Origin of the sequence: Levilactobacillus suantsaii (assembly GCF_014069315.1) — a bacterium.
In the GTDB taxonomy this organism is placed as follows: domain Bacteria; phylum Bacillota; class Bacilli; order Lactobacillales; family Lactobacillaceae; genus Levilactobacillus; species Levilactobacillus suantsaii.
Window position 1 is genome coordinate 556,605 of the sequence record NZ_CP059603.1, and the last position, 13,560, is coordinate 570,164.

13 protein-coding genes are annotated in these 13,560 nt (G+C 48.9%); all 13 read right to left on the reverse strand.

Annotation, left to right across the window (positions count from 1 at the left end; genetic code table 11):
• Positions 1-11 precede the first annotated feature (11 nt).
• Positions 12-1,295: a LysM peptidoglycan-binding domain-containing protein gene (locus tag H3M12_RS02560; RefSeq protein ID WP_129033051.1), complete on the reverse strand. Its 1,284-nt coding sequence runs from the start codon at positions 1,293-1,295 to the stop codon at positions 12-14.
• Positions 1,295-6,970 carry a phage tail tip lysozyme gene (locus H3M12_RS02565; protein ID WP_182150887.1) on the reverse strand — a complete coding sequence of 1,892 codons (5,676 nt, stop codon included), beginning with the start codon at positions 6,968-6,970 and terminating at the stop codon, positions 1,295-1,297. The genes H3M12_RS02560 and H3M12_RS02565 overlap by 1 nt, the downstream gene beginning before the upstream one ends.
• 11 nt (positions 6,971-6,981) lie before the next feature.
• Entirely contained in the window at positions 6,982-7,191 is a 210-nt protein-coding gene (locus H3M12_RS02570; protein WP_182150888.1) for a hypothetical protein, read from the reverse strand.
• Between the two features lie 58 nt (positions 7,192-7,249).
• A complete protein-coding gene (locus H3M12_RS02575) occupies positions 7,250-7,876 on the reverse strand; it encodes a hypothetical protein (RefSeq protein ID WP_129033049.1) in 627 nt (208 codons plus the stop codon).
• A 79-nt stretch (positions 7,877-7,955) separates the two neighbouring features.
• Positions 7,956-8,435, reverse strand: a complete 480-nt coding sequence (locus H3M12_RS02580; RefSeq protein ID WP_129033048.1) for a hypothetical protein — start codon at positions 8,433-8,435, stop codon at positions 7,956-7,958.
• Positions 8,436-8,448: 13 nt separating this feature from the next.
• Positions 8,449-9,564 carry a hypothetical protein gene (locus H3M12_RS02585; RefSeq protein ID WP_129033047.1) on the reverse strand — a complete coding sequence of 372 codons (1,116 nt, stop codon included), beginning with the start codon at positions 9,562-9,564 and terminating at the stop codon, positions 8,449-8,451.
• A 3-nt stretch (positions 9,565-9,567) separates the two neighbouring features.
• Positions 9,568-10,053, reverse strand: coding sequence for a phage neck terminator protein (locus H3M12_RS02590; RefSeq protein ID WP_129033046.1), 486 nt, complete (start codon positions 10,051-10,053; stop codon positions 9,568-9,570).
• Positions 9,965-10,426: a hypothetical protein gene (locus tag H3M12_RS02595; RefSeq protein ID WP_182150890.1), complete on the reverse strand. Its 462-nt coding sequence runs from the start codon at positions 10,424-10,426 to the stop codon at positions 9,965-9,967. The genes H3M12_RS02590 and H3M12_RS02595 overlap by 89 nt, the downstream gene beginning before the upstream one ends.
• On the reverse strand, positions 10,419-10,703 hold the full coding sequence (locus H3M12_RS02600) for a hypothetical protein (RefSeq protein ID WP_129033045.1): 285 nt from the start codon (positions 10,701-10,703) through the stop codon (positions 10,419-10,421). Before H3M12_RS02600 ends, H3M12_RS02595 begins: the two co-directional genes overlap by 8 nt.
• A gap of 3 nt (positions 10,704-10,706) precedes the next feature.
• Positions 10,707-11,306 (reverse strand): hypothetical protein, encoded by a 600-nt coding sequence (locus tag H3M12_RS02605; RefSeq protein WP_129033044.1) that lies wholly within the window; start codon positions 11,304-11,306, stop codon positions 10,707-10,709.
• Positions 11,307-11,315: 9 nt separating this feature from the next.
• Entirely contained in the window at positions 11,316-11,666 is a 351-nt protein-coding gene (locus H3M12_RS02610) for a hypothetical protein (protein WP_182150891.1), read from the reverse strand.
• A 13-nt stretch (positions 11,667-11,679) separates the two neighbouring features.
• Positions 11,680-12,723: a replication protein gene (locus tag H3M12_RS02615; protein WP_182150892.1), complete on the reverse strand. Its 1,044-nt coding sequence runs from the start codon at positions 12,721-12,723 to the stop codon at positions 11,680-11,682.
• 17 nt (positions 12,724-12,740) lie between these two features.
• The gene (locus tag H3M12_RS02620; RefSeq protein ID WP_182150893.1) at positions 12,741-13,394 is read right to left on the reverse strand and encodes a DUF4355 domain-containing protein; all 654 of its coding nucleotides are present in this window, start codon (positions 13,392-13,394) and stop codon (positions 12,741-12,743) included.
• Positions 13,395-13,560: the final 166 nt, after the last annotated feature.

The following is a 13,560-nucleotide window of genomic DNA, read 5'->3' on the forward strand; positions in this document are numbered from 1 at the left end:
CTAATCGCCTCCTACTTTGGGATTTTTAGCTTGTGACCAGGGAACATTGTCTTAAACCGTGACCCATTGAGCTTAGTCAAGGTGGCCACGGTCGTGTGGTTCTTCTGAGCAAGCCCCCAGTACGTGTCACCGGACTTGACCGTATAAGACTTATACTTCCCTTTGTCGGAGCCCTTCTTCTTAGTGCTCTTGACGGCGCCCTTTTTCTTAGTCTTCTTCTTAGCCTTGCCATACAGGATTCTCCCCTGTTTGACGTACTCAAAAGTGATACTAAGCTCTAAGGCATTGGAACGGGCGAGTCCTGAGACTGTCTTACTGATTGAGGAAATTTTGACGTGATTCCAGTTGGAGAAACCCTTGATCACAAACTCAGTGTCCAGTCGTTGTAACTTCTGGATCGCATTAAATTGCTTGCAGGCCGCCGCATAGCTCTTGCCAAAAAGCCAGTAAGTCCCGGATAGCTCTTTGCTTGTCCGTGTTGACTTACCGGCCCGTGGGTCCGAATTGTCGACACCGATCGAAGTCACTTCGTTGGTATCTGTTTCCGTCGGTTGAACTTCACCCAAAAAATAAACAACCGAACTCATCAGGTCTGCGCGATACAGCGCAGTTTGCCCGACGAGCGGTTGTTTTTTGTGTGCTTTGATTTTTGACTTAATTTTAGAAAGATTGGCCTTCTGTTTCTTGCGTTTGGCCGCCGCGGCACGCTTGGCCTTCTCTTTCTTGTAGACGTTGTATGCGGCCTTATCCTTTTTCTTCTTGGATTTAAGATTGGCCAGTTTTTTCTTGGCGTTTTTCAAGGCTCTCCGAGCCTTACTCTGCTCGCTAAGTTTGGCCTGATAGGATTTTGAACTCGTTACCTTTTTCAAATCCTTGTAGGCCGCCGTCTGGTCTTTCTTGGCATCCTTAATCTTAGCGGTGATAGATTTTTTATCCTTAGCAGTTTTGGCCTTGGCCAACTGTTTTTGAAGGTCGGCCACCGTCTTATCAGCATGGTCATACGCTGCCTTACGGGTCTTATAGCCATTTTGCTTAGACAGAAAATCATCAGCCTTATCGATTACCGCTTGCTGCTTGGTAATCGTGGTTTGGGTATTCTTAATGCCTGTCGCATCAGTCTTCACCTTCTTTTTATTCTTGTTGTACTCGCTAGTAAGCTGCTTATCTGTAAGCTGGTCCGGTGCAATTTGGTCCGTTTTAAAGCGAACCAACTTGTGGCCCGGGACATTAAGATAACGTCGAATTGCGTTATCAACCGAGCTGGAAACGTTCTTTTTTAAAGTGATGTTCACCATTAGATCACGAATCCTTCCCGGCCCTGGTCAGTGCCGATTACTCGACGAACCATGTCAATCATTTTTTCACTACCGCTTTGCAAGCCAGCTTCAACTGACTTCTTAATGGCCGAGTCATCGCCAGCCCCTTCAATTTTGATGTGATTGGTCATCTTGATAGTGACATTTCGGCCGCCGGCGGAACCGGCCACCTTAGCTGGCTGAACTCGACTGGCAGGCTTAGAGCTTAAAACCTGGTTAAGGGTTCCAGCCAAGCCGCTACCATCGACCTTTGAACGGGCCTTAATGGCACTGTCGATAAGTCCATCAGCGCTAGCCTTACGAGGGTTAATGGTAACCTCTTTGGATTTTTCACCGAAGATGTTGAGCTTCCCCTTCTTAGACCAGCCACCTTCATCATGCAAAGCGGCCTCAATCTTGCGGGCTCCTGCGACGTGTTGTGCGTTGTAGCCCCCACGTTCCCACTGTGATGAGAACTTGTTAGCTAAGGACGCTACGGACCCAGAACCGCGTAAAACGCTCTTCAAGACAGAGCTATCAGAGCCATCGCCTTTAAGGGCGAATTCCAGCTGAGCTTCCGCAGACTTCCAGTTTTTGCCATGGCGTTTCGAGTAGTTGATTAAGGCCGTCTTACGTCCACCGAGCCATTGGCCCAGGCCAGACGCACCACCACTGGGATTAACCGCTGATGGGTTCAAGCCGGACTCAAACTCCCAGCTTCCCAGCACAGCGGCGATTCCGGCGTTAGTTGCAGAACCGTACATCTTCTTGATGGCAGCTGCTAAAGCTTTAGCCCGATGCATCATGCTTCCAGACAGGTTACCGATGTCAGCATCGCCGATGGAATCTTGAAGGTTCTTCTTGATCCACTTGACTGCTGTTGGCCCCAGTTGGGACTTGACCAGCGAAGTCATGGCCTTGCTTACCTTCGGCTTATCCTTAGATTTCTTACTTTCCGAATTGCCAAAGCTGCTGTGTAGCTTGGTGACATCCAACCAACCACGTGTTGAATCCCCACCGTGAGACCAAAGCCCCTCAGTGGAAGCCCCGACGTGGACGTGAGTGCCACTAGGCCCTAGTTTGGCGATTGCTTGGCCTTGCTTGACGTGCTCACCCTTGTGGACAAGAATAGTCGCGCCGGAATTGCTCTTGCCGTTAAGCTCTTGGTAGATAAGACTGAGGTTGCCGCCTTTAGTCGCGACAGACTCACCAATCCCGTCACTACCACCCCAGCCGCTAGGTGCGCCACCAACTCGGGTGACGACAGCGTCTTGCATGGCATGGACCACCTTAGCACCCGAAAAGTCGTTCCCGTCATGGCTGCTGAACCCACCACCGACAGCACCACGATTCCCGAATCCGGACGTTTTCATCCAACCGGAACCGGGAGAATGAAGCACAGGGCCGCCACCGACGCCACCACCAGAATTGATCAGTGACTCGATGTAGCCCCACATCGCATTCTCCCAAGGAACGCCGATCGTCTTAGCACCAGCACTAGCTGTAGAGGTCAAACCTTTCTGCAAGTTAGCGCCATTCGCTTTGACGTTGACAGTGAACTCTTGGCTAAACGCTTTAGATGGGGCTGAGGCGTTGCTAGAGGCCAGTGAACGCAGTTTGCTATCACTAGCACCGGTTCCTTTCTTAAAGTGCGGCAGGTAAGACTTGGCGCGCTCTACTTGTGTTCCGTTGAAGACCTCGTCACCCTTCTTTAAGTGAACGGCGACGTTATCACCGACAGGCCGTAGCAGTTGACTGCCACGACCGACAAGCTCTTGCCGCGGCCCAACCGACGCATCGTTGAGGACGGCAAGCTGGTCACTGTCAATCGGGCCATTAGACCCGGTTGCGTAGTGGATTGGTCGCAGAACCTGCTTGTTCCCACCAAATTGGGACAGGGCCGAGTCGATTCCCGTAAAACCACCATTCAAGGACGTAATAGCGCCCTTCATAGCAGACTTAGCTAGCCCTGGTAACTTGCCGAAGTTATTGCCGAAGTCTGAAACGATGGTCTGGTCTGCCTTAGCCATGCCATCCTGCAATTTGCCCATGGTTTTGAGCCCACCATTTTTGAGCTGGGCTAGCTGCTTGTCGGCACCCTTTTGAGCGGCGTCAAAATCAGCAATCATTTGCTTGCGAATCAGATCTGTTTGCTTATTGGTTCCATTCTTCGTGTCCTTCAGGATCTGACTCGACTTCTTGTTAAGACTAGTCAGTTTCTTTTGAGCGCCCTTGGTACCCTTACCATACCCAGATACAATATCAGTACCAATCTGATCAGCCGACCGCTTGGTCTTGTATTCAGTATTCTTCATGGTAGCGTCATTGACGCACTTCACCTTGACTGTCGTAGCTACAGAAGCAGCGCCAACAGACCCAGTCCCCTTGGCATAGCCCGGTAGAATCCGGCCTCGTCCGAGGCCACCACGCATAGCTTTCATGCTGTCACGATGATTCATGATGTGCATACCAGCCGTGAGGTGCACCAGCTGCGGTCCGTGGTCGAAAATCTGATACTTCCCAGAGCGAGAATCGTACCCGATTTCAGTACCGGCCTCGGCCACCATGGCCATACCCGGCTTTGCGATTGAACCACCAGACGCGTGACCAGTAAGTGGGTCAGGCATTTGAATTCCTGCCTGCCCACTCTTGAGCACGGTCGTCTTGCCTTGGAGCTTCCTAGCACCCTTGGCTAAGTTCCCAGCAGGGTCGGTGTTATCATGAATCGCTTGATCATTGGTCTTAGGCTTGTGCCAAGTCCCACCAACCGCCGTGGCAAGCTGTTTGCCAAGAATCGTGATGTTGTCGGACATGACGCCCATAATTCCGTAGACGCCGCCAGCTGCATTAGCAGCGGCTAGTTCGACGGCCTTTTCGGATTTATTCGCCCACTTGACCGTGTCCTTGTACTGCTGATGAGCAGCGCTAGTCGTATCGGTGTACTGCTGGTCGGCGTACTTCTTAATCTTCTTGTACATGTCGGAATGGACACCGTAAGTAGCCTTGGCGGACTTCAGTGTTTTGCTGTAAGTCTTGCTAGCGCTCGATATCTGAGCGTCGTACTGCTTACGAGCGTCCGTGACAGTGCTAGTCCGTGCCTGGCGGCTCTTCTTCATAACCGCTGAGTACTGCTTAGAAGTCAGTGACGTCACGCCATCGTGCAATTGCTTGTAAATTTTGCGCTGATTCTTCGCACCGGTGTCAGTCAGTCGAAGGAGTTGGCCGTCAAGTTTAGCAACCAGCTGACTTCGCTTGCCTCCGCCATTCTTCTCATCACGTTCGATTTGAGCAATGGTTTTCTTGACACTGGCGACCCGTTTGGCAGACCCGGAGTCTTCTTTCTGCAGGGCTTTAGTTTGCTCTGTAGCCGTAATGGCCCCGATTTTACGAAGATAGTTCACACTGCCATCAGCCGACTTTTTCTGTGATCCGGCATACTTGTCCACGTTGGCAAGCAGCTGGGAGTAAGTGGTTTTATTCTTGGAGATAGCTTTCTTCGACCCCGTCGCCATGATGTCTAGGTACCCGTTGGTGGCCGTCTTGATCTGTGAGCGTGTAGATTTCAGGAAAGATTTAGTGTCCTTGGATACACCGCTGTAGGGGTTCGACTTCGTGGTTTCTTTCTTTGGGGTGGCCTTCTTAGGGCCTTGGCCTTCTGGGTATCGGGTCGTGGTGGCCCATTTCCAGAGAGACCCAAGTTTGTTCCCAATCCACTCGTCAGAACCGACGCCGCCTAGAAACTGTTTCTTCGTCGACTTGCTGACATCTTTACCCTGTGAAGCTTCTTTAACCCCCTTGGCCTGCCCAGCAATCGCTGATGGAAGCCGGTCGATGATTGTGGTAACTCCTGCGGCAATCAAACTGCCTTTAACCAATCCAGCCGCACCGCTTAGCAGCCCTTTTCCTTTGGTCAGCAATCCACCACCAGCCGATGCCTCGGCTTTAGGCGCTGACCCGGTAGGAATTTCGGCAGGAATTTCAGGCGTCCCCTTAGGCGTCTTTGAACCACCGAACGAACCAATAGCGTTTAGAGCCGCTGAAATTTTAAGCTGGGTGTTGACTTCCTTGAGCAGTTTGACGAACTCGGTCGCCTTCTTGATGGCAAAGAATCCGACCATCAGCTTAGCGGCGATTCGAATGCCCTCTTTATGCTTGTCGATACCCTTTAGCAGGTCATCGATTTGCTCCAGTGGGTCCTTAGCGGCTTGCCCGTTTTTATCGACTAATCCGAATGCAGAGCCGATATCATCTAAGATATCGACTGTGTCAGACCAAACTTCCTTACCGAAAACGCCAGCAATATCCCCCGTGGTCCCCAACACGTCAATGACGGTGTCTTTGTGCTTATCAAGGTACCCAATCATATGAACCGCGGCGCCTGTGACCACGCCCAAGGCGGAACTAATCCCCTTAGCGTACTTTTTCATCATCTTGTCAGATAGAAGGTCTTGCATGGAGCTGGCCGTCTTCTTATCCATTTCGAAGCTGGTCTTCATGACGTCCCCGGCTAGAGTGCTAAAACGAGACTTCAAGTACATGCTCATCCCTAGGAATGAAGTCATGGCCTCTTTAGTCCCACCTTCGTACTTTTTGCCAAGATAGGTCAGCGTATCAGTAAATTGTTTAGCCGATAGCTTCCCAGCTGCGGACATGGCATACAACTGTTTCATTGACTTGCCCGTCGCCTTCTGCAAGGCTTCACCGAACATTGGGAATCGGTTGATCATGACCGCCATATCTTCGGATGACGCCTTACCACCAGCAACAATCTTTGCAAATTGCTCACCAGATTCGGCTAGTGCGTCATTAGACATGTGCAGCGTGGAACCTAAAGCGATGAAATCATTGGTCCAGTTCTTGGTTTCCTTTTCGTTTGAATGAACGTGGTAGAAGGACTGAGCCATCTCATTCAGAGCATCAGCGGCATAAATGGAATGCTGAGACATGGAGTTGATGTACTTGACTAAATTTTTCCCATCCTTAGGTGCCTCAGTAGTCAGGGACGTCCACACAGTCTTCATCGTGTCTTGCTCTTTGTTGTACTCCATACCAGCCTGAGCGGCCTCGTGTAAGCCGTTGGTGATACCCGCAATTCCGTTAGAAATTGCAGTACCGACAAAGGTCCCCATGATGATGTCGTGCAGCCGGCGGCTCTTCTTAGCCGTCTTGTCCATAGACTTATCGACCTTGTGAAGCTGGCCGGTTAGGTCAGTAGCTTGAACGCCGTTAGTGTCGAAGCTGACCTTAGCCGTCGTTTCCTTCGGCAAGTCGTGTAGCTTCTTGCCTAAGATGCTGGCGTGCTTAGTGACCTGATCCATGGCGGTGCCGACTTGATGATAGTGCCGCTCTTGTGACGCAGTGTAGCTGTCAGTAACCGAGTTGATGTTCGCCATCTTGTCACGAAAAGTGGTGGCCACACGAGAATTATTCTGGATTCCCTTGCTGACCTCGGAATTAGAAGCGTCAAGCTTCTTGTTGGCGCCCAAAGCCTTATCGATGGTATCGACGAAGGTAGTGCCAAAAGTCTTAACCTGCTGATTGACCGGTTCAAACTTATGGCCCAAAGATCCAAGTTTATCCACGATCTTGTCGATTCCCGCATCGACTTTTTCCAACTTCTGGTAGTCGATATTAAAGCCGATTGCGACGTCCTCACGTCTAATTTCTCCAGCCATTGGCACACCTCCTATCTGCTATTGGCTTTCTGCAGGGCATTCCAGAACTCCGTAGCCCCCATTTGAACCGCCATACTTTGTTGCTGAGTCCGCTCGTCGATGATTCGTTGAGCCAGATTCCCCATCAAGATTCGTTGGTCGAGCGTCCAGCTCATGACCTCATCGATTGACTTAGCCAAGCCAGCAAGCACCGGCTCATACAGCTCGTAAAGGTGATCCACATCAGCGTTTAGTCGCTTCTGGTCAAACTCACCTTCGGAGTTGTAGTAAATCGAGTGATTAGTAGAGCGGTTGCAGAAACGTCACAGCCTTACCGAAGATGGTCAAGTACCCTTCGCGGTCCATGACTTCGGTAAAGTAAGTAAGCGCCTCGCTGATGGCCTGCACACCGCCCCCGTTATCGCCCCAGAACTGAATGTCTAAGGGATTGTCCGGCTTGTCTGCATGACGAAAAACATCTTGGTCAAGTGCGTTTAGTACGCCTAGTGACATGTCGGCGCCATTAGCACCACGGATATCAGTAACAAGGTTAATGGCTTCCCGATACCCCGGAAATTTCATCAGAATTTGAACTTTCTTGCCCTTACGTCCGTCCAGCGTGACCACCTTGGATTCATCCTTCTTGGAAACGGACTTGTTAAGGTCAGCGAAGGCGTAGCGTGGGTGGACGATCACGTTTTCGTTGATCAGATTGGCCATTTCACCGAAGTCGCGTTCGTTGTCACCAACATTTTGCTTAGACCGAATTTGCATAAGAACCCCATAGCCAGGGTCCCGGAAGGTTACTTCCTTGGACTTGGTGGGGTTACCCTTATCATCGAGCGGCCCATACTTGATGGTTGCGTGTTCGTCCTTCTCCGCTAACTTGGTTACGTCTACTTTTGGTGCTGGCATTTGTTCAGTCATAATTAATCTCCATCCTTTCAAAATGGGTATGTAAAAAGCGGGCCCGTAGCAGACCCGCAGAGTTCTTCTATAGTGCCGATTAAGCCGCGTTATTGCCGAACGTATCTTCGTACTGGCAAGCCAGCAAGGTCCAGTCGCGCGTGGTGATCCCGTTAGAGACGGAACCATTCGGCATCTTCTGGATCAAGCAAACTGAAGACTTGACTACTTCACCGTTATTGTCGTTCTGGACCTTAAATCCAAAGGTTGGGACGACATCGGAAGAGTGGTTCATCTGCCGGTAGTAGCAGCTGTAGATGATGTCATGGGCTGGGGCGCCGTCGTTAAGGTGAGCAACAAATTGCCCTAACTTCGAGTGATTAATCAGGCCCAGTGGAACGCCCTTAAAGTCAGATGCCACATCGACATCGTTATCAGTCTTAGACCAGTTAACGGCTTCACCAGACTGGAACCCGCTGAGTTCCGTTGGAGTGCCATCAACAATCACGTAAACGTGAATAAAGCGAGAATCCTTTAGGACAAAGTAACTCCCGTCATCGAGTTGAACGCGTTGAATCATTTAGCTCCACCTCCTAGAGTGTAATGGCATTGTTCAAGTAGACCTTTTCAAATGGGTTAGGCAATCCCATCTGAACATCTAATGACTTGTACTTACGGTGCGAGATTTCATAAGAAGATAACTGTGAACGTAACTTGGCCGTTACATGGAAATCGGCCTTGCCATCGTCCCCGGTAGCGATGGTTCCCAGTTTGAACAAGTCATCGCCGGCTGCTTGTGCGGTCGTAACTAGTTCACTGATATTGTCATCAGTAATCTCGGTAAAGTTTTTACTGTTCATCCACTTTTGAATCCGGTATCGCAGAAAATCAGTGTTGAATTGCGCATTGAAAGAGTTGTCAATGTAGTTGCCATTTAACTCTTTGTCAGCGCTCAACATGAGGTCATCCGCCTTATTCACGACAGTCAAACTATTTAGGTTTTCGATCATATCGAGTTCAACTTGGGTCCAGTCGTTTGGTACGAACTGGCTAAGATTGCCAATCCGCATCCAGTCAAGCAATGTCAGAGTTGAAGCGTAAGCCACTGCTTGTGCGGCCGGCTTATTTTCAGCACTCTTTTCGACAATTGCCCGCAGGTGTCCAAGCTTGTCCTTATCGGTTTGCGTTGCAACCGCGTAATCATGCCATTTCTGTAAATCAGCAATGTTGTCGACCTGCAATACCAACTCACTGTGTGCATTGACGTACATAATATCAGCAGCTGTTTTGATGTCGTCATCCGTCATCCCAACCGGAATAAACCACCGAGGGCCATCGTTTAAATGGTCTTCCAACCACTTTTGCACACCAGAGATAGTAGCAGATACTGTCGCACCATCAGAAGTTGGCGTCACGCTGACGTCATTTAGACTAATGACATCGGTGTTTGGATAAGTGCCAATCATAACTGGACCTTCGAAATTCTTAACATCAAACATTGCTTCGACAAGCGCATATTCCTCAGTTGTTTCATCAAAACCCGCATCTGGCATTTCTTCTGGATCATGAACTAGCAGCACGCTTTCGGTTGCGTCAGTTCCCCGGCGTAGCAAAGCAACGGCTGCAGTATCCGATCCCGTATTAAGTGGGGCAACCGTCGTAGTTGTGATTAAATCCGAGGGCTGCTTAATAATCTTTGCAATAGGCATTGTTTATGATTCCTCCTTTGTAATCTTGATATTCGGTTCAACGGAATCGAGCTCGCCCACTTGTGTCTGATCACGATAGTCAGGGTTGATCATCAGCGTGACTGTGACACCAACCTGATTTTCAACAGCGATCGTCCAATCTTCGTCAAGTGGCTCAGGGTCACTCACTTCCACAATTGAAATGCCCTGCTGGGCCAAGTCGACCTGTGGTTGCATGGAACCTAAGACGTTTTGCAACCATTCGATGCGATCGCTAGCTTCCAGTGGGTCATCACAGTGGACCTTTAACTGAATAACCTTAAGAAATGGTTCACCTACGTGCTTAAAGGTGCTTCGTTGATGAACATTGGCAATCGTCCAACTAAAAAAAGGCAACTGACGTTTTTCGTCAATCACCTTCTCATAGACCCAAGGGATCTTCTCCCCCTGGTTCATTGGATACTTGTTCAGCTCCGTTACCAGAGCTGTCACCGTTTGTCGGTTGTTCATCATTACCATCTCCATTCCGTTGAAGCGTGTAATAAGTCAGCTGGCTATGCGTCAATGGCGCTACACCAGTTACCTCATACGTTTCACCCGTGTTTTTCCGAAAAACCTTGGTGCCCTTCTTGTACCCCGATGTACGTGAAGACCAGACCAAAATGCTAACTTCCATCTCACCACCAGAGCCTTGCTGGTATGTAATAGCTGGATTAGATGTTGTTGTGAGGGGTTCAACCACATCACGCGGTGTTCCCCACGACTGACCACCTATTCCTAACGGGTCGCTACCATCATTACCAAGATATGGTGTGATTGTCAGCGGTTCTTTGTTGCGGTCAAACATATAGTGAAAAGTATTCAGGTTTTGAAAATTAGGCATTAGTTACGTCAGCGGTGACATCTGCTCCATCTTCCGTTGCCGTAGCCTTTACGTTAGTTAGCTCTGGTTCAGTTTTTTTTAGCACCGTCCATCCTGGTACATCAACCTTACCTGATGGATTTTCGGCATTAGTATCATCAATAACGGCGGCTTGATAATCACCATTGGCAACGACCGTGCCTGCTGCTAATCCAGTTACGGATACCTTTTCAGATGGATCACCAGTTGCTAAGGGTGTCGTTTCACCCTTCTTGTAAATCGCTAATTTTTGAGCCATTTTTTATAGCTTCCTTTCACGGGTCCATGTGATTGACCCAATTAATTTTCCTGTGTCCTGTAGCGGATCATCGAATCCCTTACGGTCAACAGTGAGCGACGCGTTATGCGGCGTGTGCAGGTCACGGATAGTTTTCTTGATATCATTTGATATTCTTCGCCCTAGCTGATTTTCAAGACTTTCTGGGGATAGCTTGCCGTCCATAACTCGAAGAAAGCCATCGGCCACAAGTTGCCCCCACTCATCATGATTGCGTTCAAAGGCAATATTCAGAAACCGTCTTGGTGGAATCCGAACACTCTCTTTGAGTACGAACATGATAGTCATGCCGTATGGGACCGACTTGTCGGCGACCACTAGGACGTGATTGTGAGCACCCTTAGGTTGGAACAGGCCAGGTATCTCACTTGGCTTTCGTCCCTTGGCTGCAGCCGTGGGAATGGTCAAAAATGACTTTTTAGCATGAATCACCATGCCATGTTCATTGACCCGGGCAACCATCTGTAAGAACGAATTATCGATGGGGACGCCAACAATCAAATCCATTTGATTAAGCCGTTTAGATCGCTCAACCCACTCTGAAATGTGATTAAAGCTTGCCACCTAACCACCTCAATCCCGACTGAATGCCCGGCCACGGTGATAACTACGTCCGAATTGATCAACCAAGGCTTGGTACCGCAACATGTACGGATCGTTGCCCTTAGACCAGTCAAACATGGTCTGAGATTCACCTAAATGGCTGGCAGACTGAACGCCGCCGTTAGCCACCAAGGTATCCACATACAGCTCACTAAGCACCAGCAGGCGGTTGGCCTCTTCTTGCTTAATAGGTTTGATGTGGTCATCTTGCACAGTTACCCATGAATCATTGATAAGCTGCTGCAGATACTCGTCATCGTCCAAATCAGACGCCAGCGGGTATTTTTTTAGCTTATCGAGTGTCGTCTTGTTATCGGCCATTGCGGTTCACCTCTTATTTACCTGTAGTTGTTCCAGAACCTGACCCAGAACCACTAGATGCCTTCTTCTTAGGTAAGAATTCGGTTGATACCTTAGCCTTATATGCCACAACCTTGATGTTCCGTGGGTCGACATCCTTGACGAATTCCCAAGTATCTGGTGACGCCAGTTCGGCCATGGTGACTGTTTGACCTGCTGAATGAAAGCTAGGAGCCACCGATGTTCCCATAACGTGCATGGTTTCAACACGCCGGTTAATGACATTGGTACGACCACCATTCTTGCGGGCTTCTCGTTCAACTTCGGTAGAACTAGCTGGGTTAGCCACAGAATAGCCAACTGATCCATTACCAAAAATGTAACTAGTGGCCACTCCGTTTTCATCCAGTGGCAAGTCGTCATCGACAACGATCTGCATACCATTATAGTTTCCGAAAGGACCAACAGCTTCATTTGGCTTAGCTGTATCAATCATCTGTTGTGCCTTCATTTCCGAATAAGCACTGGAATTAACGGCAATCTTGCTAAACGTTTGATCTTGCAAGTCACCTAATAGACCGATGGTTGCCAAGAAACCACGAGGACCGAATTGCTTGGCTGAATCGTCAAATAACTTGGCTGTGGCAATATCTGTATTTGAAAAAACACCGGCCAACATTTGCACTAACATTTTTTGTTCTGCACGAGCCCAGAAGTCACTAAAGTTTGCTGCAATAACATTTGCAGGGTTAGATACTGAAAATTCTTGTGCAATATCGGTGTAGCCAAATGCCTTAACTAGCCGCATTCGCATAGCACGTTGCTTGCCAGTCGTGACGTTGCTTACCTCGATATCAGTCAAATCGGTCCATGGATCAGGATCGCCGGCTAAATCATTGGTGAATGGCAAAGTCATGTAATCCTCTGTGGAATCCAGTAAATGAGCACCAAACTGTGCATCTGGTGTCAAAATACCAGACGCTAAGAATCGGTTAGTCTTGGTGGACTTGTTAATGACGTTCTGACCAAACAATGGCGATTGAAGCATGCCGGCCAGTTGTGTGAAATTATCTGCCAATGTGAATCACTCCTTTTCTATTTCGTAAACTTTTTTGCCAACTCAGGATTCTTTTGCATCAACGTGTATTGATCCGTAAAACTCATAGCGTCCCAGTCCTTTTGTGTGACTGTTGCACCGGGTGTTTGAGTACCAGCCGCTGGCGTTTGGTCCCCTTGCATGCGCTTCAACGTTTCATCATGAACGGCTTCGTTAAAAGACTTTTCAAAAGAATCAACGTTTGCAATCATAGTGTCGTGATCTTGATCGGCAACATAGTCAGCAAAGGTAGCAGGCAGCTTCCGATTAGCAAGTTCCTGTTGTGCATAAAAATGGGCTTGTTCTTTGTGGAAGTTATCCCGTTCTTGCTGATCCCGTTGTTCTTGCGCCTTACGATCGGCTTCTGCTTTTTCCTCAGCAGACATCTTGGCTCGGGCTTCCCCCTTAGCAATAGCTTCATCAATGAATCCTTTGAACTTATCAGAGTTCATAAACTGATCAACAGCGTCCTGGCGGATTCGCCGTTGGTCCTTGATGGGAACCTTATTAGGTTCACCATCTTTGTGACCATCATCCGGGTTGGGATCTGATGATGGTGTTGGCTCCGTTGGCTTTTGACCATCGGCTGGGGCACCGGTATTGTCATCTGGAGCTTCAAACATCTTTGAGTTGAATAAATCGCGTTTTAACATAAAAATCCTCCTTAAATGCCTTTTAGAGATTGCATATCTCATCAGCTTTCTTTAACGCCCACTGCCGAAAAAAGGGCATAAAAAAGCACTCGCTAAGAGTGCTTGTACATTTTGTCGTCTTGACTCATACGCTTACAGAATCCAATTCCCAGATTACGGGACCGGA